The 24,258-nt window shown below is 43.4% G+C and carries 19 protein-coding genes; 13 read left to right on the top strand and 6 right to left on the bottom strand.

Annotation, left to right across the window (positions count from 1 at the left end):
- Positions 1-210 precede the first annotated feature (210 nt).
- Together C7Y69_RS17350 and C7Y69_RS17345 are read left to right on the top strand one after the other, a co-directional pair.
- Positions 211-963: an electron transfer flavoprotein subunit beta/FixA family protein gene (locus C7Y69_RS17350; RefSeq protein WP_126873553.1), complete on the top strand. Its 753-nt coding sequence runs from the start codon at positions 211-213 to the stop codon at positions 961-963.
- Positions 960-1,886, top strand: coding sequence for an electron transfer flavoprotein subunit alpha/FixB family protein (locus C7Y69_RS17345; protein ID WP_013784288.1), 927 nt, complete (start codon positions 960-962; stop codon positions 1,884-1,886). Before C7Y69_RS17350 ends, C7Y69_RS17345 begins: the two co-directional genes overlap by 4 nt.
- Before the next feature lie 93 nt (positions 1,887-1,979).
- Here the strand turns inward: C7Y69_RS17345 and C7Y69_RS17340 are convergent, their stop codons facing one another.
- Positions 1,980-2,288 (bottom strand): isoamylase early set domain-containing protein, encoded by a 309-nt coding sequence (locus C7Y69_RS17340; RefSeq protein ID WP_126873552.1) that lies wholly within the window; start codon positions 2,286-2,288, stop codon positions 1,980-1,982.
- Between the two features lie 361 nt (positions 2,289-2,649).
- Between C7Y69_RS17340 and C7Y69_RS17335 the strand changes: the two genes are divergently transcribed.
- From C7Y69_RS17335 to C7Y69_RS17325, 3 genes are all read left to right on the top strand, one after another.
- On the top strand, positions 2,650-3,906 hold the full coding sequence (locus tag C7Y69_RS17335; RefSeq protein WP_126873551.1) for an efflux RND transporter periplasmic adaptor subunit: 1,257 nt from the start codon (positions 2,650-2,652) through the stop codon (positions 3,904-3,906).
- On the top strand, positions 3,906-7,055 hold the full coding sequence (locus C7Y69_RS17330; protein WP_126873549.1) for an efflux RND transporter permease subunit: 3,150 nt from the start codon (positions 3,906-3,908) through the stop codon (positions 7,053-7,055). Before C7Y69_RS17335 ends, C7Y69_RS17330 begins: the two co-directional genes overlap by 1 nt.
- Positions 7,056-7,201: 146 nt before the next feature.
- Positions 7,202-7,642 carry a hypothetical protein gene (locus C7Y69_RS17325; RefSeq protein ID WP_126873547.1) on the top strand — a complete coding sequence of 147 codons (441 nt, stop codon included), beginning with the start codon at positions 7,202-7,204 and terminating at the stop codon, positions 7,640-7,642.
- A gap of 251 nt (positions 7,643-7,893) precedes the next feature.
- Here C7Y69_RS17325 and C7Y69_RS17320 read toward each other — a convergent pair whose 3' ends face one another.
- Positions 7,894-10,143: a TonB-dependent receptor gene (locus tag C7Y69_RS17320; protein WP_126873546.1), complete on the bottom strand. Its 2,250-nt coding sequence runs from the start codon at positions 10,141-10,143 to the stop codon at positions 7,894-7,896.
- Between the two features lie 122 nt (positions 10,144-10,265).
- Positions 10,266-11,255, bottom strand: a complete 990-nt coding sequence (locus tag C7Y69_RS17315) for a GlxA family transcriptional regulator (RefSeq protein WP_126873544.1) — start codon at positions 11,253-11,255, stop codon at positions 10,266-10,268.
- 138 nt (positions 11,256-11,393) lie between these two features.
- Between C7Y69_RS17315 and C7Y69_RS17310 the strand changes: the two genes are divergently transcribed.
- The 4 genes from C7Y69_RS17310 to C7Y69_RS17295 all read left to right on the top strand — a co-directional run bounded on the left by C7Y69_RS17310 (position 11,394) and on the right by C7Y69_RS17295 (position 15,347).
- Positions 11,394-13,196, top strand: a complete 1,803-nt coding sequence (locus C7Y69_RS17310) for an acyl-CoA dehydrogenase (RefSeq protein ID WP_013784281.1) — start codon at positions 11,394-11,396, stop codon at positions 13,194-13,196.
- Positions 13,197-13,270: 74 nt separating this feature from the next.
- The gene (locus C7Y69_RS17305) at positions 13,271-14,035 is read left to right on the top strand and encodes an SDR family NAD(P)-dependent oxidoreductase (RefSeq protein ID WP_013784280.1); all 765 of its coding nucleotides are present in this window, start codon (positions 13,271-13,273) and stop codon (positions 14,033-14,035) included.
- A 78-nt stretch (positions 14,036-14,113) separates the two neighbouring features.
- Complete coding sequence (locus C7Y69_RS17300) at positions 14,114-14,875, top strand: SDR family oxidoreductase (protein WP_013784279.1); 762 nt, start codon at positions 14,114-14,116, stop codon at positions 14,873-14,875.
- A gap of 22 nt (positions 14,876-14,897) precedes the next feature.
- A complete protein-coding gene (locus C7Y69_RS17295; protein WP_126873543.1) occupies positions 14,898-15,347 on the top strand; it encodes a YaiI/YqxD family protein in 450 nt (149 codons plus the stop codon).
- Positions 15,348-15,525: 178 nt separating this feature from the next.
- Here the strand turns inward: C7Y69_RS17295 and C7Y69_RS17290 are convergent, their stop codons facing one another.
- Together C7Y69_RS17290 and C7Y69_RS17285 are read right to left on the bottom strand one after the other, a co-directional pair.
- The gene (locus C7Y69_RS17290) at positions 15,526-16,716 is read right to left on the bottom strand and encodes an aromatic amino acid transaminase (protein WP_126873541.1); all 1,191 of its coding nucleotides are present in this window, start codon (positions 16,714-16,716) and stop codon (positions 15,526-15,528) included.
- Between the two features lie 207 nt (positions 16,717-16,923).
- The gene (locus C7Y69_RS17285; protein WP_041452886.1) at positions 16,924-17,688 is read right to left on the bottom strand and encodes an NRDE family protein; all 765 of its coding nucleotides are present in this window, start codon (positions 17,686-17,688) and stop codon (positions 16,924-16,926) included.
- 129 nt (positions 17,689-17,817) lie between these two features.
- Between C7Y69_RS17285 and C7Y69_RS17280 the strand changes: the two genes are divergently transcribed.
- The 4 genes from C7Y69_RS17280 (at position 17,818) to C7Y69_RS17265 (ending at position 23,472) form a co-directional block, all read left to right on the top strand.
- Complete coding sequence (locus C7Y69_RS17280; protein ID WP_013784275.1) at positions 17,818-18,423, top strand: 1-acyl-sn-glycerol-3-phosphate acyltransferase; 606 nt, start codon at positions 17,818-17,820, stop codon at positions 18,421-18,423.
- 19 nt (positions 18,424-18,442) lie between these two features.
- Positions 18,443-19,696 carry a cystathionine gamma-synthase family protein gene (locus tag C7Y69_RS17275; RefSeq protein WP_013784274.1) on the top strand — a complete coding sequence of 418 codons (1,254 nt, stop codon included), beginning with the start codon at positions 18,443-18,445 and terminating at the stop codon, positions 19,694-19,696.
- Between the two features lie 390 nt (positions 19,697-20,086).
- Positions 20,087-20,695: an FMN-dependent NADH-azoreductase gene (locus C7Y69_RS17270; RefSeq protein ID WP_013784273.1), complete on the top strand. Its 609-nt coding sequence runs from the start codon at positions 20,087-20,089 to the stop codon at positions 20,693-20,695.
- A 239-nt stretch (positions 20,696-20,934) separates the two neighbouring features.
- The gene (locus C7Y69_RS17265) at positions 20,935-23,472 is read left to right on the top strand and encodes a S9 family peptidase (protein WP_126873539.1); all 2,538 of its coding nucleotides are present in this window, start codon (positions 20,935-20,937) and stop codon (positions 23,470-23,472) included.
- Positions 23,473-23,595: 123 nt separating this feature from the next.
- On the opposite strand, the gene rrtA is transcribed toward C7Y69_RS17265, so the two are convergent.
- On the bottom strand, positions 23,596-24,180 hold the full coding sequence (gene rrtA / locus C7Y69_RS17260; RefSeq protein WP_041452885.1) for a rhombosortase: 585 nt from the start codon (positions 24,178-24,180) through the stop codon (positions 23,596-23,598).
- Between the last annotated feature and the right edge of the window lie 78 nt (positions 24,181-24,258).

Genomic DNA, 24,258 nt, shown 5'->3' with positions numbered 1-24,258 from the left:
TTAACTAGCAGCACAAATACTGTGCAAGTAAACGTGGTGTTAATGATATTTTGGGTCTAGCCTTTTGAAAATGTCTTCGCCGTAACGCAAAGTTAGCGTAAAGCACATTGTTTAAGTTTCAGAATGCGTGGTGAAGTAACGCTGTTTCCTTAACCGCTTATTAGCATGGAATAGCAACATACACCGACGAACTCAACAATTGAGGTAAATATGAAAATACTCGTCCCGGTCAAACGCGCGATCGATTATAACGTTAAAGTAAGAGTGAAGGCCGATAACTCTGGCGTTGATCTTACTAACGCTAAAATGGCCATTAACCCTTTTTGCGAAATTGCTGTTGAAGAAGCAGTAAGACTAAAAGAGAAAGGGATAGCGACAGAAATCGTCGTGGTTTCTATTGGCGATAAAAGCTGCCAAGAACAAATTCGTACTGCGTTAGCACTAGGCGCTGACCGCGGTATTCAAATTGATACAGACCAAAACCTAGATTCGCTTCAAGTGGCTAAGCTTCTTGCTAAAGTTGTTGAAGAAGAACAGCCTCAGTTGGTGGTGTTAGGTAAACAAAGTATCGATTCAGACAATAACCAAACCGGGCAAATGCTTGCTGCATTAACCGGTATGCCTCAAGGCACCTTTGCATCAGAAGTAGCGGTAGACGGAACAAGCGTTAACGTTACCCGTGAAGTTGATGGCGGTCTACAAACCGTTGCCTTAACGTTACCAGCCGTTGTGACTACCGATTTACGTTTGAACGAACCTCGCTATGCTTCGCTGCCAAACATTATGAAAGCGAAACGTAAGCCACTGGATGTTAAACCAGCTGCTGACTTCGGTGTGGCACTTGAATCTAACGTTAAAGTTCTCAAAGTAACGCCACCGCCTCAACGTGAAGGTGGAGTGAAAGTGGCGGATGTTGCTGAGTTGGTCGAAAAACTTAAGAATGAAGCAAAGGTGATCTCATGACAGTTCTTGTATATGCCGAGCACGACAATGCTAGCTTGAAGTCAGAAACTGCAAAAATGGTTCATGCTGCAGCAAAAATGGGCGGTGACATTCATGTGCTTGTAGCGGGTGAAGGTTGTCAGGCTGTTGCTGACAGTGCTGCGCAAATTGACGGCGTAAGCAAAGTATTGCTTATCGACAATGCAGTTTACAAATATCAGCTTGCTGAAAACGTTGCCGATCTTGTGTTATCACTTGCTGATGATTACAGCCACCTATTAGCGGCCGCTACTACAACAGGCAAGAACTTCATGCCTCGTGTAGCTGCACTTTTAGATGTTGCTCAAATTTCTGACATCATTGGTGTTGAAAGCGAAGATACCTTTATCAGACCTATTTATGCTGGTAACGCTATTGCGACAGTACAATCGTCTGATAGCAAAAAAGTGATCACTGTGCGTGCCGCTTCTTTTGATGCTGCAACAACAGGTGGAAGCGCTGAAGTAACGACACTAGATGTGGTTAAAGAAAGCGAAAAATCTAGCTTCGTCTCTGAAGAGCTTACTGAGTCTGAGCGCCCTGAGCTAACGGCTGCTGAAGTGGTTATCTCTGGTGGTCGTGGTATGCAAAATGGCGAAAACTTCAAGTTACTTGAAGGTATTGCTGACAAACTTGGTGCTGCTATTGGTGCATCACGTGCTGCAGTTGATGCGGGCTTTGTACCAAATGACATGCAGGTAGGCCAAACCGGTAAAATCGTTGCACCGCAGCTGTATATTGCTGTAGGTATTTCTGGTGCTATTCAGCATCTTGCCGGTATGAAAGACTCGAAAGTCATTGTTGCTATCAACAAAGACGAAGAAGCGCCTATTTTCCAAGTAGCGGATTATGGCCTTGTTGGCGATTTATTTGATGTGTTACCTGAACTAGAAAACACGTTATAAAAAACGCGTTTAAAAAATCAAAAAAGGCTGCCTTCAAACGCAGCCTTTTTTAATGCTCGTAGTAACGGTTAAAAACCGCAGGCGAGGGCAGTGTTAAACACGAACTACAGAATTATCTTCGCTTCCGATGCTAGAAGGTAGATAAGCATCGGCGGCCCAATCGTTTTCCCACATATCACCATCGAGTAGATAGCGAAATTGATACTCATGATCGGTTTCTAAATTAATAGTCAGCGTGAAATCCCCGCTCTTCAGTTTTTTCATCGACAGAGGTTGCTTGTCCCATTCGGTAAAGTCACCCACAAGGCTAGCTTCATCGGCATTTTTTGCTTCTTCGGCGGAAAGGCGGAATGTTACTTTACAAACGGGTTTAGATTTCAGGTATTGCTTTTTTAGGCTCATGACAGGTCATCCCTTTTAGCGTAACAAATTCGTTGTTGCATCGATAAGCGCAACTTTTCCTGCGAGTGTGCAGGTGTTTAAATAATCAACGATTATTACTCATTTAGCAATCTTACATTTTAATTCTGAGTGGATTTTTTTATATTACGTTGAGTCGCGCACTAATTAGTTAAATAATTCACAATTTTTAACAAACGAAGACAAGCGCTTCGCGTCGAAACACATTACACTAGAACCAATAAAAAAATAATAAATCACGTATAGCTTTAACCCATTGTTCGCCAGACAGATTTCACTTATGCAAGTAGGTGAGTGTCGGTGCATCGGCTAAGCATCAGTACTACGTTTTATAGGGAAAATAATGAAAAACTCCATCTGGATAAAAAGCGGTATACCTCTTATCATCATTTTAGTCGCGTTTGTTGTTGCGGCAATTATGATTTCTTCACGTAAACCTCCAGAGCAAATTCCCGTCGAAACGCAAGCCTTCCTTGTTGATGCCAAACCAATGGATTACCAACCTGTAAGCTTCGTAGTTGATTCTCAGGGCAACGTAGTGCCTCGTAATAGAACATCACTTAGCGCACAAGTCAGTGGGCAAGTCGTTAGTTTGTCCGATAAATTGATTGTTGGGGGCATGTTCCAAAAAGGGGATGTGCTAATCACCCTTGAACAAGATGACTACCGTACTGAAGTAAAGTTGGCTGAAGCTGAACTGGCTCAAGCGCATGCTGCGCTTCAAGAAGAGCTCGCAAGAGGTAAAGTCGCCGAGCAAGAATGGCGTTCAGTAAGCAGTGTTGTGCCGCCTGAGCTTGGCTTGCGTAAGCCTCAATTAGCCAAAGAGCAAGCGAATGTTAAAGCCTCAGAAGCAAAACTTGAGCGTGCCAAGCGTAATCTTGATCGTACGCAAATTAGAGCCCCATACAACGGCATAGTGGTTGAGCGAAACATCGATTTAGGTCAATTTGTGTCAGCAGGCGCTACAGTAAGCACCGTTTATTCAACGGACACCGCCGAGGTACGTTTACCCATAACCGATAAAGACTTGATGTTCATAGATATTGGTAATCAATCTAACCAACAATCTGATGTGACTTTAAACGCAACGGTAGGCGGTAAAAATAGAACCTGGACTGGTAAGTTAGTTCGTTCTGAAGGTATTTTGGATACAGGCAGTCGCGTACTTTATGCTGTGGTTGAAGTAAAAGACCCTTATCAATTTAATGGCGGCGACAACGCACCACTTCGCTTCGGTCAATTCGTTCAAGCCAAAATTGTTTCTCACCAAAAACAAAACTTAACCGTGATCCCTCGCTCCATTTTACGCCTTGATAATACAGTGCTGATTGTTAACGATAACCGCGAAATTGAAATTGTACCGGTTGACGTAGTGCGTACCACGGCAGAAAAAGCTTTCATTGGTGGCGGCTTAAACAGTGGCGCGCTGGTAGTAACCAGTGCAGTTCCGAACCCTTATAATGGTATGAAAGTAAGACTGCCAGGTGATGAGCCTGCCATGCCACCAGAAGCAGAGAACGATAAAGAGGCCGACACTCAATCAGTAGACGTTGAAGATGATACTACTGAAACAAGTCCTGCTTCTTCTGGGGGTAAGTAATGAACCAAATTGATACGCAAAAAGGGTTAATCGCGTGGTTTGCGCGCAACAGTGTTGCGGCAAATTTGTTGATGTGGTTGTTAATTGTTGGCGGCCTATTTGGTGCCTTTAGTATTCAAAAACAAGTTTTCCCTAGTTTTGAAATAGACATTATCAATGTTCGCGTACCGTATTTGGGCGCTGCGCCTCAAGAAGTAGAAGAGGGCGTAATTTTAAAGATAGAAGAGTCGATTAAAAACCTAGAGGGCATTAAACAAGTCACCTCTACCGCGGTAGAGGGCATGGGTACGGTCAGCATTCAAGTTGAGGAAAATTACGACATTCAATCGTTACTTGACGAAGTGAAGGTGCAAGTTGATGCCATTCCTCTTTTTCCAGCCGACACAGAAAAGCCGGTTATCTATCGCCAGAAAATTCAACAAGATGTTATTTGGATTTCAGTATTTGGCGATGCCAGTGAACGTGAATTAAAAGAGTTCGCAAAAGATATTCGAGATGACGTTGCCAACCTTCCCGGTATTTCAAGCGTGCAAGTTGTTGGGGCTAGAGACTACGAAATATCGGTTGAATTGTCTGAGGTAGACCTACAAAAATACAACCTTACCTTTGCAGATGCGGTCAGTCGTTTAAGTCAGTCAAGTATTGATTTACCTGGTGGGTCTATTCGCACCGAAAATGGCGATATTCTGCTTAGAACTAAAGGGCAGGCATACACTGGCTGGGATTTCTCCCAGATAGTGCTAGTCACCAATACTGATGGCACACGGGTGACGTTAGGCGATGTTGCCTATATTAATGATGGTTTTATTGAGAACAACCAATATGCATTGTTCGATGGAAAACCAGCAGTTAGCCTTCGCGTACAAGCGGTGGGTGATCAAAATGCATTAGAAATATCAGAACAAGTTAACGGCTATATCGACGAGAAAAAGAATGATTTTCCAGCCCATATTTCCGCCGACACATGGGGAGATAGTTCGTTTTATCTAGCAGATAGATTGAACATGATGCTTGAAAATATGTTTTTTGGTGGCTTGTTGGTGTTCTTAGTACTGTCGTTATTTTTGAGAATAAAACTCGCGTTTTGGGTGATCGTTGGCCTGCCGGTTTGTTTTCTAGGTACGTTGTTAGTTATGCCTATTGATATGCTTGGTGTGTCTATCAACATGCTGAGTTTATTTGCCTTTATTCTTGTACTTGGAATAGTAGTAGACGATGCCATCATTATGGGGGAGTCGGCCTATTCCGAAATTGATCAAAAAGGCCACAGTACCGAAAATGTGATTGCAGGCGTTAAGAAAGTGGCTATGCCGGCCACCTTTGGCGTGCTTACTACCATAGCGGCATTCTCACCCATGCTAATGGTGTCGGGTCCTTTTGGTGTCATTTGGAAAACCATTGGGCTCGTGGTGATCATTTGTTTGGTGTTTTCATTAATAGAGTCGAAGCTTATTTTGCCTGCACATTTAGTGCATATGAAACTAAAGCCTTATGATCCAGCGAAGGCTAATAAGCTGCAAAAATTTAGAGACTTTTTCAGTGAAGGTATTAAGCGTTTTATACACAATGTTTATGCGCCATTCTTAGAAAAGACAATACGTAATCGTTACACCACGGTATCCGTTTTCTTAGCCATGCTAATTCTGACCATTGGTTTATTTGGCGGCGGTATTGTGCGATTTGTTTTCTTCCCCAGTATTCCTAGTGACTTCATGTTTGCAAGTTTTGAGCTAGAGCCAGGCTCTTCGCTAAAACAGCGAGACGAAGTGCTTACTGCATTACGTGAAGGCATGATGCGTATGGATGAAAAGGTGCGTGACGATACAGGTGAAGGCGTAATTAAACACTCCATGGCGTTTGATAACGGTGATTTGGGTGGGGAGGTGTTTGCCGAACTGACCAAAGGTGAAACACGTACCATGGCCGATTATGAAATTCATCAGCTGTGGCGCGATGAAATGTCTGAAATACCAGGTGTTAAGACATTCAGTATTGGCGCTCCGGGTGGCCCTGGTGGTGGTGCTGATCTTAGCTTCGAATTTAGCTCTGGTGATATTGCGTCTTTAAGAGCCGTAAGTGATGAATTAAAAAGTATCTTGTCAGGCTACGACGGTGTAACCGATATTAATGATACGTTCTCAGGTGGTAGTGAAGAGATTCAATTAGCATTGAAACCTCAAGCCGACGCATTAGGTATTACGCTACAACAACTAGGGCAGCAAGTACGCTTTGGCTTTTACGGCGCGGAAGTTCAGCGTATTCAACGTGACGATGAAGAAATAAAAGTCATGGTACGTTATCCAAGAGCAGAACGTAGTTCTATTGAACACTTAGAAAATATGCGTATTCGTGCGCCTAACGGCCAAGAGATACCTTTCCTGCAAGTGGCTAGCTTTACCGTAGGCGAAGGCTTCGATTCAATCATTCGTGTAGATGGCAGCCGCTCTGTTACGGTAACCGCCGTAGTAGACAAGGCCTTGATGGATCCGTCTGAAATAACAGGTGAGGTTATCGAATCTGTTATGCCTGATTTGTTAGCTCGCTATCCTAAAGTGGATTTCCAGTTACAAGGCAATGCAAAAGAACAAGCTGATGCAATGATGAGTTTGGCGCAGGGCTTATTATTTGCCTTATTTGCGATTTACGCGCTACTGGCTATTCCGCTTAAATCTTACAGCCAACCGTTTATCATCATGTCAGTCATACCATTTGGTGTGGTAGGCGCGATTATTGGGCACTTGGTATTAGGCATGGCGGTAAGTGTACTGTCGATTTGTGGCATTATTGCGTTATCCGGTGTAGTGGTTAACGACAGCTTGATTATGGTGGACTTTGTTAATCGAGCACGCCAAGAAGGCCATTCACTGATGCGCGCAGCCATTAGTGCTGGTACGCAGCGTTTCCGCGCGATTATATTAACCTCGTTAACGACCTTTATGGGGTTAATGCCAATCGTATTTGAGCGAAGCCTACAGGCCCAAATTGTTATTCCTATGGCAATTTCATTGGCCTTTGGTATTTTGTTTGCCACGATTATTACCTTACTACTAGTACCTGCCTTGTACCTCATATTAAATGACATTAAAAATGTATTTAAAGGTAGAAAGCATACTGAGTCTGTTAGTTCGGCATCTATCGAGCAGCAGTAATACGCGCTAACAAATAGAAAAACTCCCGTCTAGTTCGCTAGACGGATTATAAAAACACCGCATTGGTTCTCCAATGCGGTGTTTTTGTTTGCATTTTGTACGATTGCCTATATACTGTATAAATAAACAGTATATAGGTGAACGCGATGACAACAGGTGTTAAAGCAGTTGATCAACTTATTGAAAAGTTCGGAATATTATCTTCACCAGGGCAAGATCAGTTCCAGCGCTTAACACATTTATTTGGTGGAGATAAGCGGGCTGACTCGTTGCCTTTTTGTATGTATCAAAAAGTGATGGGCGCGCCTGTGTCTCGTCGATTTACAGTCCACCATTTTTATTTGCCCTATAAAAACTGCAAGTTAGCCACTTTTATGTTTAATGAAAAAGGGGAGTTAATAGAGCAGGTTTATTTTACCAAGATGTCTCGGATGGTGAATGTTTGCCGCAAGTTGCAGCGTATTCTCTTGGAAGAAAAGGATCTGCGTGAAAATGCATCCCAAGGAATACCACAGGAACCAAAGCTGCAGAAAGGAATGCTACAGCAAGACAGAGCGTGGACACGAACCGGGCAGTTTGCGGCTTAGCCACTAATGTAGTTGTAAGTATCAGGCAAACGTATGTAGGCCTAGGGAAAATGGCAAATATTAAAAAGAATGCCCAACACCAAATACGAACGAGTAAACTGCTAAGGGAATATAGAAAACAAAAAAGCGAAGGGTCGTTAAAACGACACCTTCGCTTTTTTATGTTTATCACTCTTAAATGCAGTACTTGATAAAGCCAAGAATAAAAGTGCAGATCAGATCTGCACTTTCAACCTAAATCAAAATAGTGATTAGTAGAAAGAGTACTTCACTTCAACACCAAGGATACGTGGTTCGTTCATAATACCGGTAAGGTTGTTAAAGTCGATAGCCCCTTTAACGTTATCTTCATCGGTAATGTTACGGCCGAACAATGCCACTGTGTAGTTATGCTCGAAGTTTTCGTAACCTATACGCAAACCACCTTCAAAGTTGTCGTCAGTTGTAAATTCCACAGACTCATATAAGAAGATGTTAGTTTCACCTTGGAACGCCCAATCGGTAAATACGAAGAATTCACCGTTGTCGCCCATAGGTACAGTGTAGCGTGCGGTAAAGTTAAAGATTGACTCTGGTGCTTGTGGGAACGGGTTACCGTTCACAATGTAGTTGCCATCATCTGCTACTGGGTCGGTAACAGTACAAGAACCACAACCGCCAATCGTTAATGTGTCATCTTTAATTTCTGTGTGGTTGTAGCTGTAGCCAGCAGTAAAGGTTAGTTCATCAGTCGCTAACCACTGAGAATCAATTTCAAAACCGTAGGCTTCGCCTTCATCTGCATTAACGAGTGCAGTAAAGTTGTTACCACCACCAATGGCTGACAATTGCATATCGTCAACCGTGTAGTAGAACGCTGCACCGTTAAGACGAAGTGTTCCATCTAGCAAATCAGATTTAAAACCAACTTCATAAGAGTTAATCGTTTCAGCGTCAGCCACAGATGGTGAGCTTTCAAATGCAACATCACGACCTTGAATAGTTTGAGCACGGAAACCATTTGAGTAGCGAGCGTAAGCAGACATATCGTCTGTTATACGGTAATTAGCGCTAAGTTCGAAACTGGTTTGCCCATCATCAACGTTAATTGGCTCGTAATCTTGTACGCTTGCAGCGCCAATAACGACGGCAAAGCCATCTACGTTTTGATCGCCAACAATCAATGATTTCTCGTCATGAGTATAACGAAGGCCACCAGTAATATTTAGTTTCTCATTCACTTGGTAAGACGTTTGACCAAATACCGCCCATGTTCTGTTTTCATGGAAAACAGTGGTTGCACCAAAGAAACCGTCAATACTGGTCACGTTGAAAGACGCGTCGTAATAGAAGGCGCCTAGTTGCCAGTTCATTGCATCAGTGGTGTTGCTTGATAAGCGGAATTCCTGCGTATATTGCTCAAGGTCGTCTAGATTATCTTGAGTAACAGCAGAGAATGGAATAACGCCAGGGCCAGATGTGCCATCAGCATTGTTGAAACCGCCATCAATGTCACCAAGGCTTGAACCTTCAGCGGTTTCCATGGCTGAGATTGATGTGAAGGTCACATCATCCATATCGTATTCAAGCTTTAGTGATGCGCCGAAACCGTCATATTCTTGAGGGTTATTGTCAGCACCGTTGCCGTCGATGTCACCATCATAATAAATGGTATCGCGGTCGTAATTTGCGTTTAGGTTATTGCTGCCAACATCAAAAATGTTAGCGCGGAAAATTGACGCTGTGCCATCTAATTCTCTGCCGTGAACATTTAATAAAGCTGAGAAATCGTCAGAGGGTTCCCAAAGAAGCTGTAAGCGATAAGCTTTTTCGTCAAAGCCGCCAATCGCATCGTTTTCACCGGTAAAAGCATTGTCGATGTAATCATCACGCTCTTGTGAAAGTACAGACAAGCGTGCTGATAGCTCATCAGTTAAACCGCCACTAATAGCACCTTCAAAATTCATTGTGCCATAAGAACCAAAACCGGCTTTAGCGTAACCTTCTAAATCTTGTGTAGGTTTTACTGTATCGAACTTAATGATACCTGCTGTAGTGTTACGGCCAAATAAGGTGCCTTGTGGGCCACGTAATACTTCAACTTGTTGCACATCAAAAAGTGGGAAGCTTTTTAGTACCACATTTTCCATTACCACTTCGTCCATGATAATAGAAACTGGTTGAGAGGCGGCTAAATCGAAGTCGGTGTTACCTAGGCCACGAATATAGAAACGTGGCGCTACGCGACCGTTTGACGACTCAGCGTAAAGGCCAGGCACGCGAACGGCCAATGCAAGAATATCTTCACCACCTGAAAACAAGCTTTCAAATTTTTCACCACTAAGCGTCGCGACAGAAATAGGTACTTCCTGAATTGACTGGGTACGTTTTTGCGCTGTTACGGTAATTTGTTCAAGAGCCGTTTCTTTTTTTTGTATTGTTTCTGCTTCTTGAGCAAGGATTGAAGTACTGAACGCTGCACTAACTGCAAGCGCCAAAGAGGCTAGTTTATGTGTTCTCATGTGTCCACCAAGAGTTTTGAATTATACTTTTGTAGTGTTTTTCGGTACAGAAAAAGCGGTCTGTACGCGGCGTAGCATTTTACACAAACTAGGTAATAAAAACTTATCATTGTTGTAAATATTTATTTTCTTATGAACTTGGCGCGATATTGTGAGGGCGATAAACCGGTATATTTTTTGAAAAGCCGAGTGAAAGAACTGAGGTCCTCGTAACCCACACTATTCACAATGGATTCAAGAGGAGACATAGATGTTTCTAAAATTTTTCGTGCTTGTTCTAACCGTAAACCTTGTAAATATTGAATAGGCGTTATTGCACAGGCTTGCTTGAAACGCCTTATTAATGTGCGCTCAGTCATATTATGTTCGTGGGCAACATGTTTCAGCGTGAGCCGTTTTGTAAAATGTTCTTCCAAGTAATTTTGCACTGCTAACACATCTTTATCTTGGTGAAATTTATGCTGGCGACTGCTTGCATACACGGTTTGATTCGGCCTGGAAAAATCGAGTACATGAGACTTGGCAGTATCACTGGCCACTTGATGACCGCAATAACGTTCTATAAGCAAAATAGCCAAATCTATCCACGCCATACCGCCACCTGCACAAAAAATAGCATCTTGTTCAGTTACCATCTTTTCAGACTGCAAATTAACATTGGGATAATGAGAGCGAAATTTATCAGCATAGCCCCAATGGGTAGTGGCAACTTTATTATCAAGTAACCCTGACTCTGCTAACAAAAAAGTCCCGGTGCAGTTACCTGCAATATCCGCCCCTTGTTTTTGCAGCCGTTTAATATGTACAAGTTGATTCGCGTTTTCTTGTAAAACCGTATCGATATCGCCGCCAATCGTGGGGATCAGCAAAATATGAGTGTCTGTCACATCTTCAATAGCAATGTTAGGGGTTAGCAGTAACTGGTTAGTACAGTGAAAAGGTTTGCCGTGAAAACTCGCCAGCTGAACTTTAAATTTAGGGGTGGTGGGTTGGTTATGAATGCGCTGCCAACTGATGCCTGCAAATGCGAAGACATCGAGTGCGCCAGTGATGGCAGAAGCCAAAGCTTGATCAAATCCTAATACGGTCACGACGAACGGTGGTTTATTCATAAAAATAATACAGTTTATTAAATACGATAACTAACGGTGATTGTTGGCGTAAATGGCCATGATTGTGTCATAAATGACAATAATGGCATGATAACGAATATGACACAATGCATTAACAATTTGCTCAAGGACTTTATTATGGCTGACCAACTTATTCCCCGTCGGGAAATGCAATTCCAACTCTATGAAGTATTAAATACACAGTCTTTGTGTGAAAAACCCCGTTTTGAAGAACATAACGTTGAAACGTTTAATGCCGTTATTGATATGGCAGAAAAAATGGCTGAAGAGCTGTTTCTTCCTCACAACGCTATCGCTGATAAAGATGAGCCTACTTTTGATGGCAAAAAAGTCACCATGATAGATGAGGTTAAAAAAGCCTTTGATACTTATAGGGAGTCAGGCTTTATTGCAGGTCACTTCGATTATGAAGATGGCGGAATGCAATTACCCGTTACCATTATGAATGCGTGTGCGGGTTACTTCTTAGCGGCAAATCCTTCCACTACAGCGTATCCTTTTCTTACTGCTGCGGCGGCAAATGTGGTGAAACATTTTGCCAATGAAGAAACCAAGCAAGCTTTTTTACCTAAAATGCTAACAGGTGACTTTACCGGCACTATGGCATTAACTGAGCCTCATGCGGGCTCTGGCTTGGCAGATATTCGCACATCGGCAACGCTTCACGAAGATGGCACGTATCGCGTGAAGGGCAGTAAGCTTTATATCTCTGCAGGCGAACACGAATTATCAGACAACATTGTTCATTTGGTATTAGCGAAAATTCCTGGCGGCCCTGCGGGCGTAAAAGGTATTTCATTATTTGTTGTTCCTAAATACCGTCTAGATGAAAACGGTAACCCTGGCCCCCGTAACGACGTCACTCTGGCTGGGCTTATTCATAAAATGGGTTATCGTGGTACGACCTCTACTGCACTTACGTTTGGTGAGAACGGTGACTGTCATGGTTATCTCGTGGGTGAACCACACCAAGGCTTGCGTTACATGTTCATGATGATGAATGAAGCGCGCATTGGTGTAGGTTACGGCGCTGCCATGATTGGTTATCGTGGCTATCGCTATTCACTTGAGTATGCAAAAGATCGTACCCAAGGGCGTGCTGCGCCGAAACTAGCTCCAGAAGATGAGGCAACACCAATTATTAACCATGGTGATGTGCGTCGCATGTTGTTAGCGCAAAAGTCCTATTGTGAAGGTGGCATGGCACTGTGTTTATATGGCAGCACCTTAATTGATGCGTTGGAGACGGAAGAAGACACCGCAAAACGCACCGAAATTTCCCAGCTACTCGAGCTACTTACCCCAGTATTTAAAGCGTGGCCTTCTGAATTTGGCCCTAAAGCTAACGACTTAGCCATTCAAATTCTTGGCGGCGCTGGTTATACCCGAGAATACCCCGTAGAACAGTGCTGGCGGGATAACCGTTTGAACCCTATTCACGAAGGAACAAATGGTATTCAAGCCTTGGATTTACTAGGTCGTAAATTATGGCAAAGCGAAGGCAAAGGGCTCCAAGTATTAATGGCTCGTGTTTCTGGCGACATGAAAGCGGCTACAACACCACGAGCTCAAGCGCTAGCGGCAAAACTTAAACCTTACCTTGACCAACTTGGCGGGCTCATTCAACAAGCGGCGGGTGACTTACGTTCAGATAAACAAGCCGTGTTACTGACTAACGCAAGCTGCTTTTTGAATATCTTTTCTGCCTGCGTAGTGAGTTGGATTTGGTTACGCCAAGCGAATGTTGCCGAGCAAGCATTGGCTAATGGCGCAAGTGGTCAAGACGGCGATTTCTACGAAGGAAAAGTGGCAGCTGCTGAATACTTCCTCAATTGGGAATTACCGCTAGTGAAACGTGATATAGAAGTCATTACGTCACAAGAACCAACCTGTGAAAATGTGAAAGCCAGTTATTTCTAATAACGGCTTCAAGGGCATAACAATGACATACCAACAATGGCACATTGCAAAAAATATTAAGGCGGGGCAATAAAATGGTGGCATCAAACGTAGAAGGGAAACATATCCTTATCACAGGGGGCGGCTCAGGTATTGGCGCAGCCTCGGCCAAAACCTTATGTGAGCGCGGGGCATTGGTCGGTGTTGCCGATTTGAATATGGATGCAGCAGAAGCCTTAGTGCATCAGCTCAAAGAAGCGGGCGGTAATGCCTATGCGGTAAAAGTAGATGTTACTGAGCCTGCACAAGTGAATGCCATGTTTGAAGTGGCGTTTTCACAGCAAGCCAAGCTAGACGTAATCATCAATAATGCGGGTATAGACCATTTCCCAGCGCCCCTTACTGAAGTAGACGATGCTATGTTCATGAAGAACATTCAGGTGAATCTAGCGGGCGTGTGGTATTGCATGAAAAATGCGCTTAAACATATGACCGTAAATGGTGGTGGTCATATTATTAACATTGCGTCGGTAGCGGGCTTACGCTCCGCGCCTATGATCAGTGCCTACAGTGCATCTAAACACGGAGTTATTGGCTTAACTAAATCGGCAGCGGTGGAATATGCCCGTGCGAATATTCGCATTAATGCGGTGTGCCCAAGCTTTGTTGACACGCCAATGGTACAGGGCGTGTTGTCTAAATTAGACGAACGTGGACAAAAAGCCATGGTGGGAGCAAACCCCATGAAGCGTTTAGGCAAACCTGAAGAAATAGCGAATGCGATAGCATGGTTGTGTAGTGACGAGTCTTCATTCATGACAGGACAATCGGTTGTACTTGATGGCGGCATGTTGGCCTAATCACCCAATTTCTTGAGTTTGATAAAAGTTATTGCGTTTGATGAAAGCGCGACAGATTTTAAAAAAGGGAAAACTATTATGAAAAATTTATTCGATTTAACTGGCAAGGTTGCTTTAGTAACAGGTGCTAGCCGAGGTATTGGTGAATCAATCGCACGTTTGTTAGCGCAATATGGCGCACATGTTATTGTGTCTAGCCGTAAAATTGATGGCTGTGAAGCAGTAGCCTCTTCAATTCGTGATGCAGGTGGTAAAGCAACAGCGCTTGCATGTCATGTTGGCGATATGGAGCAAATTACCGCTGCTTTTGCCGAAATTAAAAGCGAATTCGGTAAGCTAGATATACTCGTGAACAATGCGGCAGCTAACCCGTACTTTGGTCATATCCTAGATACAGATTTAGGCGCTTACGACAAAACAGTAGACGTGAACATTCGTGGCTACTTCTTTATGTCGATTGAAGCGGGCAAAATGATGAAAGAGCAGGGCGGTGGCGTCATTCTTAACACGGCTTCAGTGAACGGTGTAACACCTGGTGACATGCAGGGTATTTACTCTATTACGAAAGCAGCCGTTATTAGCATGACGAAATCATTCGCAAAAGAATGTGGAAGCTTAAATATTCGCGTTAATGCGTTATTACCTGGCTTAACTGATACTAAGTTTGCCTCAGCACTAACTTCAAATGATCAAATTTTGAAGCACGCGCTTAAAGTGATCCCACTAGGCCGTGTTGCCGATCCGGATGAAATGGCAGGTACGGTATTGTACTTAGTGTCTGACGCATCTAGCTACACCACAGGCACGACAGTGGTGGTTGATGGTGGTATGCTAGCGTAAAAAACGCTAACGAGATTTTACCATGCATATATGGGTTGACGCAGATGCGTGTCCCAGTGTGATTAAAGACATACTTTTTAAGGCAGCCCGACGTACCGGTCTGCCTTTGTCTTTAGTTGCTAATCATTCTATGTCTGTTCCACCAGATAAACATATTACGTTAACTATCGTGCCTTCTGGCTTTGATGCCGCAGATGATTATATTGTTGAAAAGATAGAAGCCGGTGATTTAGTGATTACCGGAGACATTCCTTTGGCTGCCGATATTCTGGCCAAGAACGCCAAAGCCATGAACAACCGGGGCGATGAATACGACAAATCATCCATCCGTGCCGCGCTTACTATGCGAGACTTTATGGATACCATGCGTTCAAGCGGTGAACACACGGGTGGCCCTAAAGCGTTTTCTCAGCGAGATAAACAGAATTTCGCCAATGCGTTAGATAGAATGATTACCGCGGGCACACGCTAACGCGAGGGGTTTGATCTTTATCTCAACTGAGATAATTTGAGTGACTCGCTCAAACAAAAAAAGGGCTACGTTTTCATCACGTAGCCCTTTTTAATTTTTATTATTTAACCGAAAAGCCTATCTTTTAAAACTTAGCTTATTTAAAGCTTAGCGCACTTAAATATCAAAGCTCTTAAAACTAGAGCACAGATACTAAGGCTTTCGCTAACGCTTCAACGTTTTCGTTATTAATACCCGCAATGTTTACGCGGCTAGAGTCAACAAAGTAAACACTGTGTTTTTCACGAACTTCACGCACTTGCTCAGGTGTAATACACAAGAACGAGAACATGCCTTTTTGATCGTTAACAAAGCTGAAGTCTTTTGGCGAACCATTGTCGTGCAAGTTCTTAACCAGCATGGCACGTAGCGTTTTCATACGGTTACGCATTTCATCTACTTCATTAACCCATTCTTGATTAAGCGCTTCGTCAGACAAGATAATATCAACCAACGCACCGCCGTAGCTAGGTGGCATAGAGTAAATACCACGAGCAATAGATTGAATTTGGCCTTGAGCAATTTTGCGTGTGCTGGTATCAGCAGTAATGATGGCAGCAAGACCAACACGCTCACGGTATAAACCGAAGTTTTTAGAGCAAGATGCCGCAACAATCACTTCTGGTAGGTTTTCAACCAAAAGACGAAGGCCATACGCATCTTCATCTAAGCCTTCACCGAAACCTAAGTAAGCCACATCAATGAAAGGTAGGAACTCACGCTCTTTAGCAACCGCTAGTACTTCGTCCCACTGTGCATTCGTTAAATCTGCACCCGTTGGGTTGTGGCAGCAACCGTGAAGTAACACGATATCGCCTTTCGCTGCACCGCGAAGGGTATCCATCATGGCATCGAAGCGAATGCTAGCAGACGCTTTATCGAAGTACGGGTAGGTTTCAATTTTAAGACCAGCAGAACCAATTAACGGGATATGATTAGCCCATGTTGGGTCGCTTACCCATACTTTAGCGTTCTCGTTACAACGAACCAGTAATTCTGAAAGAATGCGAAGTGCACCACAACCACCTGGCGCTTGAACCACGGCAACACGGTCAGCAAGTAATACAGGGCTGCTCTTGCCTAAAAGCAAAGTAAGCATGTTGTCGATGTAACCCTGATTACCTTGTGGCGTAATATAGGTTTTGCTGGTTTCACGTTCTAACAACAGTTGTTGCGCTTTCGCTACGCTAGTAAGAATAGGGGTATTACCTTGCTCATCTTTATAAACACCGACACCTAAGTCGATTTTATGAGAATTTAAATCTTCACGATAAGCAGCTGACAAACCAAGTATTGGGTCTGGGGCGAGATGGGGTAATACTTCAAACACGATATTTCCTCGTTGCAATGCAAAAAATAGCAGGCACGCATTATGCCACCGATGGTAGAAAAAACGACCCTTTATAGTAGAAAATATGTCATTAAATTGGTATTTGTGGTGTAAAACGAAATACACATCACAAAATTACGTGTCAGTTAATACTCATCAGATGCATGTCACTTGCGCCTATGTGTGTAGTGCTAGGCAGAACACGACTTAACCGATAATAAAATGTTGGTTGCCCACTACGTCACCGCGCGTATTAAAAGTACGTTCATACCAATGTATTTGTTGGTGGCTATTTACAAGAAGCAGAGTAGAAGTACGAGTACCATATTCTGGTGATTGGATAAAAATAGACGACAGACGTTTTTCCCATTCATACCCAATGCCTGTGTTAGGCAGCGTATGATCAGATGCTTTGTCTTCGTCTTTTAAAATGGCGAAAAGTGCCTCAGTATCAAGCTGATTATTTTGGCTCACGTAATCGGTTAACGACGCTATTCCTTTGGTGACTTTCGGCCAAGGTGTCGTTAAGTTAGCGTTGGATAAACCGTAAACACCTTGGGTTAACGTAGCGTGGGTGTCTTCGAAGTTGTTGTACACCGCGAGTGATTTTACATCACCATAAACCAAATTATAGCCATTATACTTGTGCCGGTTTGCACGTAATACGTTAAGGTAGGTGGGCTGTTTCATTGCTTCATCAATAAGCCAATCTGCCACTAAGCCGCCGCGAGAAATAGCATCGGTTTTTATCGTCTCAGGAGCTCTAATATTGGTTAAGGCGGCCACTTTTCCGTTACGCGTAACTCCCATCCAAGTGCCGTGAGCCTGTAAATCATGGCCTGCAAGCACATGTGGGTGATTATTCCAAAACCCAGACACAGCAGTGGGTCTAGCGTGAAATTCATCTCTATTTGCCGCAATAACCAAAGGGAATTCCTGACTTTGGTCTACTGCAATAAACAATATGCACATATACAACTTTACTCGCTGACTGTTGTGAATAATGAACACGGTAACCGCATTCAATATCATGTAAAGGTGGTGGATTGCCGCTAACTTTTTTATGCTTACCCGCTAAAACGTAGTAAGAGAATAACAAGAATGAAAAAAACGATTCATCATCAGTTAGTGGGCAATAAGTTACCACGCAAATGGCCACACTGGCTAAGTGCTTGCGGCAGTTTTATTTTAACTAAACGGGGGTGGCGAGTGGAAGGCGAGCTCATCAACGATAAAAAAGTGATATTGGCTGTTGCTCCACATACGTCGAACTGGGATTTCTTTATAGGCATACTGGTGGTGTTTGCGTTAAGAATTAAGGTTAACTTTTTTGGCAAACACACCATTTTTACACCCCCTTTAGGCTATATTGTGAGGAAACTTGGCGGCATACCCATAGAGCGAAGTAAAGCACATGGGGTGGTGAATAATATCGTACGTCAGATACAAGACAGCGAAGAAGTAGTATTGGCCTTGGCACCAGAAGGGACACGAAAAGGCGTATTTCCTTGGAAAACCGGTTTTATGTACATTGCTAAAGAGGCCAATATTCCCATTCAGCTGCTAGGGCTTGATTACGCCAAGAAAACCGTTGTACTTGGCCCAATTATTGACCAAATCGACGATATTGAAGAACAAATGCAAACTATTTATGCGTTTTATGCTAACGTTTGCGCCCATTATCCAAAAAACTGTATAACCAGCTAACGTAACGGAGCGTTCACCCGTGTCAAAACAGGGATTTACAACCCGGCAGGTTCACGCAGATCGTTTGCTCAATACCCCAGAGCATGGCGGCGTGCATACCAGCACTTCTAATTCTGTACTTTTCGAATTTTCTGATGCCCAAGGTATCATTGATGCTTTTCAGGGCAAACGTGCAGCCCACGTATATTCGCGCTCATCATCTCCGTCGGTTGCCGCATTGCAAAATATGCTTAACGACCTTGAGGGCGGCTTAGGGGCTTTATGCTTCTCAACAGGGATGTCTGCCATTAGCAGTACCTTGTTTTCGCTTTTAAAAGCTGGCGATCACCTTATCGTTAGCCAATATCTGTTTGGGAATACGCGAAGCTTCTTCGATACGCTTGCCGATTATGGTGTTCAGATTACCTTTGCTGATGTAACGGATATCCAAAACGTTAAAGAAGCTTATTTACCTAACACGAAAGGGGTCTATACTGAAACGGTAGCCAACCCGGTAACCCAAGTTGCCGACCTACGTGCTATCGGTCAGTACTGCGAAGAGCGTAATATTTTGTTTATGGTTGATAACACCATGACACCGCCACCGCTTTTTTACGCCAAAGAACTAAAAGCCTCGTTAATATTTTGCTCACTGACCAAATACATTTCTGGTCATGGTAATGTGTTGGGCGGTGCTGTTATTGATACCGGCCTGTTCAATTGGAAAGGCTTTGGAAACATTAAAAGTGCTTACCAAGTTGCCGATGAAGCCCAATGGGGTTTAACACAAATTAAGAAAAAAGGGTTACGCGATTTAGGCGCCACACTGGCCCCTCAGTCTGCAACCGCCATTGCGCTAGGTATGGAAACGTTAAGCTTGCGCTTAGCTCGAGCATGTGAGAATTCACAAAAGCTCGCTATGTTTTTAGATAACCACCCCAAAGTAAAACACGTATTTTATCCTGGGCTGGCTAGCCACCCGCAGCACTTTATGGCGCGAGAGCAGTTAAAAAGAGGCTATGGCGCTATTCTTAGCTTTACCCTTGTTGATGATATTGACCCAGTTCAATTCTTAAATGCCCTAGAGTTGGTAATTTGCGCTACGCACTTAGGTGATAACCGTACGCTGGCGTTGCCTGTTGCTCCAACGATTTACTTTGAAAATACAGCAGAAGAGCGGGAAGCTATGGGTGTTTCAGATACCATGATAAGAATATCGGTAGGTATTGAAGATACCGACGATCTTATTAATGATTTTACGAATGCCTTCGACCGCAAATATGCAGCAGAATAAATTCTCTGTTTCATTGATTTAACGTCAATTTCACTTTTTGTTCGTCATCGGAGCAGTAACGAACAAAAAGTGGTGTTATTATCAATTCTGCAAGAAGTAGCTAGATCCTTTTCATCGCATTAATTCTCTTAGTTGTGTTGTGGCAAACTCGATTGATTCTGGGTTAGCAGTGAGAGGATCAGCTTCTTGCCCTTTCTTTCCATTTAAATCCCTCCAACCATGCAATGTCTAATTTACCGTTCCGTATTCCTGTTAGTCATATTACGCTAATGAATTCTATAACACGGGTCATTCATCAATTAAATTCGAACGATAGGTGGGTATTTTCCTAATATATATTCGATTTACAGTCTTTTATTATTTACACACTAAATTAATAGGAGAAATGTAATGACGTCTATTCTTGTTGTGTATTCAAGCCTTAATGGCGAAAACAGTAAATCAACCGAGCTCGCTGACTATTATCTTCAGTCACGTGAGGGCAGCGAAACATCGGTTACAAAAGTTGATGTAGCAGAACTAGCGTTGGCACATCTAACCGGTGAAGAAATGCAAGCGTGGATGACAGACGCTAGCGAGCGTACTTCTTCACAAAAGCGTTTAGCTGCGGTTTCCGATGACCTCGTTGCACAACTTCAAGCGGCAGATGAAATTGTGCTAGCAGTTCCTATGTACAACTTCGGTATTCCTTCTTCACTTAAAGCCTATTTCGACCGTATTGCACGGGCGGGTATTACCTTTAAATATACTGAAACTGGGCCGGTAGGTTTGCTTGAAGGCAAGCAAGCGAAGGTATTTGCTAGTCGAGGCGGCGTTTACGAAGGCGGTGATTACGATACACAAACACCATACTTAACTCACTTTTTAAATTTCATCGGTATTACTGACGTGAAATTTGTTTATGCAGAAGGACTTAGTATGGGTGAAGACAGTGCTAATGAAAGTATCGCTAATGCGAAGGGTAAAATAATTGAACTAACCCAAAAAGTCGCTGACTAAATCTATGCAGTTAGCAAAACGCAATGAGTGCGTTTGAGCTAAAGTGTGTTCCAAGTTGAGTGTGCTTGATTGCCCCGCATATTATGCGGGGCTTTTTTATGCGCGGCTTTTTATTCAGAGATTTTTATATCAGGGATTTGTCGAATTGAGTAATTTCCACTTAGGGTTTACAGCCTAATAGTCAATCGCTCGATTCTCTGGGTATAATGTGGGCATAACTAAAAAATAAAGTCGTTATTATGCAGAAATTGTCTTCCCTTGTTTTAGCTTCTAGTATTACGCTTCTGCTTAGCGGATGCGCCAATACAGATTCAACTACTGAATTAAACGCTAAAAGTAGCTCCGCCCAAAGTGACACCCTTTCATCTAGGGCACCTAAAAGTATCCGTAATGAGCCAATTGCTTCCTACACTCCCGACATTGAGCAGGGCCCTGTACAGTATTCAGAAAACGGTGAGATTACCTTAAAACAAATTATGGCAGACCCACAATGGTTGGGCCGAGCGCCGACCAATATGGGGTGGTCAATTGATGGTAGCCACATTGTTTACGAAAGAGAACAACCTAACAGCAAGCTAAAAGATGTTTATATAGCGAGTCTTAATGCGGCAGATAAAAGTGTAAAAGCTCCATTATCTCAATTACACCAATATAAATACGATGAGCGGGTAGAGCGTGAAGACGGTGTCATTGCTTATCGGTTTAAAGACAGCGTATATGTGCAATTTGCTAATGATGACGTTGTGCAACTTACCCGTGGTGGTAGCTTTCTCTCATCGCTATCTTTTATGACTGATGGGCGTTTAATGGCATTAAGTGGCAACAGCGCCATTGCCATAGACCTAACGAACGGCAGCAGAGAAGAATTGGTAAGTTGGGCATTCAGCGATGAACCAGAACCAGTCGCCGCGCCAAAAGATTATATTGCCGAGCAGCAACAATCATTAATTCAGTATATTGCTAAAAAGCGTAAAGATCGTGAAGCGAAAGCAAATGCGCAAGATACGCTTGCGGCAAATAACACCAGTATTGCCCCTGATGCATTTTATTTTGATAAAACCCATAAGCTAGTGGGCGTGAGTGTATCTCCGAAAGGGAATTTTGCGATTGTGGCGACCACGCCAGATACACCTTCCCGAGATGATAGTGACATTATGCCGCACTACATTCAGGAAGATAGCCGCATAGCGAGCAAGCCTGTACGTAGAAAAGTAGCTGACGCTGAACCGATTAATCATCAGCTTTGGCTTTTAGACTTAGCAAGTGGCGAAAAGTCTCTATTAAATTATTTTAGCTTACCGGGCTATAACGATGATGTATTAGCCGATGTAAAGGCTGAAAATGCAAAAGCTAAGGGTGAAAGTTATGATGTTAATCGCTTACCAAGACCTATTACTTTGCTGTCTAGCTGGAACTGGCAAAAACCGTCTATAAGTTGGCATAAAGACGGTGAGCAAGTTGCGGTAATGGTAGAGGCTTGGGACAACAAAGATCGCTGGATTGCTACGGTAGACTTAGACAATCAGCGTTTAGTTAACCAACATCGCCTACATGATGATGCGTGGGTAAATTATCGTTTTAACAGCTTCGGTTGGTTTAATAACAGCGAAACCTTGTATTATCAGTCTGAACATTCAGGGTATGCACATCTTTATACGCAAGAACCAGGGCAAGCGCCTAAAGCCTTAACTCAAGGTACGTTCATTACCGACAACCCAACGTTGTCTAGCGATGACATGTGGATGTACTTTACCGCGAACAGTAAACATCCTGGTATCGTTGAAGTATACCGCGTGAAGGCTACCGGCGGTGAAATAGAAGCGCTAACCGACCTCAACGGTTTAACAGAGTATGAACTCAGTCCAGATAACGCCACATTAGTGTTAAGTCATGGCAAAGTGTCTCGCCCTCCTGAGCTTTATGTTAAAGCGGTAAATAGCAAAGAAGCGGCTATAAAAATTACCGATACGGTAAGCGACGCGTTCACCGCTATGCCGTGGGCAGTGCCCAACGTGGTGGCCATTCCATCTAGTCACACCGATGCGCCTATTTATGCCCGCGTATACTTACCTAAAGACTATCAAGCAGATAAACCGCTTAAGGCAGTAATCTTTAATCACGGTGCCGGTTATTTGCAGAATGCCCACCTAGGGTGGTCGTTGTATTTCAGAGAATACATGTTCAATAGCATGCTAGTGCAACAGGGGTATGTGGTACTTGATATGGACTACCGTGCCTCGGCAGGTTACGGGCGCGACTGGCGCACGGCTATCTACCGCAACATGGGGACGCCTGAAGTACAAGATTTACGAGACGGTGTAAATTGGTTGGTAGAAAATGCCAATGTCGATCGCAATCGAATAGGCACGTATGGGGGCTCTTATGGTGGGTTCTTAACCTTTATGTCTATGTTCAACGCACCGGATCTTTTTGCAGCTGGTGCAGCGCTTCGCCCAGTTACTGATTGGGCGCACTATAACATTGGATATACGTCAAACATCCTAAACACCCCAGATGTCGATCCTATTGCCTATGAGCGCAGTTCACCTATTTATTTTGCAGAAGGGCTAGAGAAACCACTTTTAATTAATGCACCCATGGTAGATGACAATGTGTTTTTCCATGACACGGTTCGACTAGTTCAGCGGTTAATTGAACTAGAAAAGGAAGACTTTGAAACGGCTATTTACCCTGTAGAGCCACATGGCTTCGTTCAACCAAGCTCTTGGTTAGATGAATACCGCCGAATCTATAAGTTATTCGAAGAGAATTTGTAGTGAGAAAAGGCTGGCTGTTAAGATAAAAAAACGCCCCTATAAAGGGGCGTTTTTGTTTTGGTGGTAGTCAGTAGTTAGTAAAGGAAGTCGTATTATCACACCCGATGCTATTTCACTCGTTAACTACCGTTTTTTAGCGGTTAGCCACATAAGTGTGAAGATGATTAATCCACTTAGCGCACCGAATAAGTGCGAATCGATGGCAACTTTGGCGTCAATCAGTGCAGCAACCTGAGCACTACTGCCTGATATTTGTTCATAAATCACTTTAAGCGCAACACCGCCCAGTAAAATCCAACCCGAGCGCATCTTATTCATAATATCCATTAATGCGCCCCATACGAATATACCGTGTAGCGCACCAGATAACCCCGCATACCAAATAAGATCTTCAGAAAACAGATAAAGGCCAGCACTTGTGCCTAAGCTGCACCATACAAATACTTTTAAAAAACGACCTATTCGGTAATGTTCGCCGTGTAACGCCCACAGTAAGGTAAGGCCTGATAAATTCAGCAGCAAGTGATACCCATTGGTGTGCACAATATTGCCAGATAATAAACGCCAGGTTTCCAACCCTTGAATGGCGAAACGATCGTAAGCTAACCACTCACCAGAGAGCGGCTCTAAGAAAAAAGCGACGATAGCGCAAAGCGCTAAAATAAGTGGGCCTACGCTATACTTAGGTGAGACCGGTAGTGACATCATCATTGTTATTTATTTTAGTAATCCGTGTGTGCTGGGTATGATACATAAAATTGCCAGTAGGGTGGAAAGCGTTATCGG

The sequence above is a fragment of the Alteromonas sp. KS69 genome, from assembly GCF_003989595.1.
Classification (GTDB): Bacteria; Pseudomonadota; Gammaproteobacteria; order Enterobacterales; family Alteromonadaceae; genus Alteromonas; species Alteromonas naphthalenivorans.
The sequence above is the reverse complement of the archived record's forward strand: the minus strand, read 5'-3'. Positions and strand labels throughout refer to the sequence as shown.

What these genes read in the sequence shown, in the direction of transcription:
- C7Y69_RS17350 (WP_126873553.1), top strand. Translation starts at nt 211, where the DNA reads ATGAAAATACTCGTCCCGGTCAAACGCGCGATCGATTATAACGTTAAA.
- C7Y69_RS17345 (WP_013784288.1), top strand. Translation starts at nt 960, where the DNA reads ATGACAGTTCTTGTATATGCCGAGCACGACAATGCTAGCTTGAAGTCA.
- C7Y69_RS17340 (WP_126873552.1), bottom strand. Translation starts at nt 2,288, where the DNA reads ATGAGCCTAAAAAAGCAATACCTGAAATCTAAACCCGTTTGTAAAGTA.
- C7Y69_RS17335 (WP_126873551.1), top strand. Translation starts at nt 2,650, where the DNA reads ATGAAAAACTCCATCTGGATAAAAAGCGGTATACCTCTTATCATCATT.
- C7Y69_RS17330 (WP_126873549.1), top strand. Translation starts at nt 3,906, where the DNA reads ATGAACCAAATTGATACGCAAAAAGGGTTAATCGCGTGGTTTGCGCGC.
- C7Y69_RS17325 (WP_126873547.1), top strand. Translation starts at nt 7,202, where the DNA reads ATGACAACAGGTGTTAAAGCAGTTGATCAACTTATTGAAAAGTTCGGA.
- C7Y69_RS17320 (WP_126873546.1), bottom strand. Translation starts at nt 10,143, where the DNA reads ATGAGAACACATAAACTAGCCTCTTTGGCGCTTGCAGTTAGTGCAGCG.
- C7Y69_RS17315 (WP_126873544.1), bottom strand. Translation starts at nt 11,255, where the DNA reads ATGAATAAACCACCGTTCGTCGTGACCGTATTAGGATTTGATCAAGCT.
- C7Y69_RS17310 (WP_013784281.1), top strand. Translation starts at nt 11,394, where the DNA reads ATGGCTGACCAACTTATTCCCCGTCGGGAAATGCAATTCCAACTCTAT.
- C7Y69_RS17305 (WP_013784280.1), top strand. Translation starts at nt 13,271, where the DNA reads ATGGTGGCATCAAACGTAGAAGGGAAACATATCCTTATCACAGGGGGC.
- C7Y69_RS17300 (WP_013784279.1), top strand. Translation starts at nt 14,114, where the DNA reads ATGAAAAATTTATTCGATTTAACTGGCAAGGTTGCTTTAGTAACAGGT.
- C7Y69_RS17295 (WP_126873543.1), top strand. Translation starts at nt 14,898, where the DNA reads ATGCATATATGGGTTGACGCAGATGCGTGTCCCAGTGTGATTAAAGAC.
- C7Y69_RS17285 (WP_041452886.1), bottom strand. Translation starts at nt 17,688, where the DNA reads ATGTGCATATTGTTTATTGCAGTAGACCAAAGTCAGGAATTCCCTTTG.
- C7Y69_RS17280 (WP_013784275.1), top strand. Translation starts at nt 17,818, where the DNA reads ATGAAAAAAACGATTCATCATCAGTTAGTGGGCAATAAGTTACCACGC.
- C7Y69_RS17270 (WP_013784273.1), top strand. Translation starts at nt 20,087, where the DNA reads ATGACGTCTATTCTTGTTGTGTATTCAAGCCTTAATGGCGAAAACAGT.
- C7Y69_RS17265 (WP_126873539.1), top strand. Translation starts at nt 20,935, where the DNA reads ATGCAGAAATTGTCTTCCCTTGTTTTAGCTTCTAGTATTACGCTTCTG.
- rrtA (WP_041452885.1), bottom strand. Translation starts at nt 24,180, where the DNA reads ATGATGTCACTACCGGTCTCACCTAAGTATAGCGTAGGCCCACTTATT.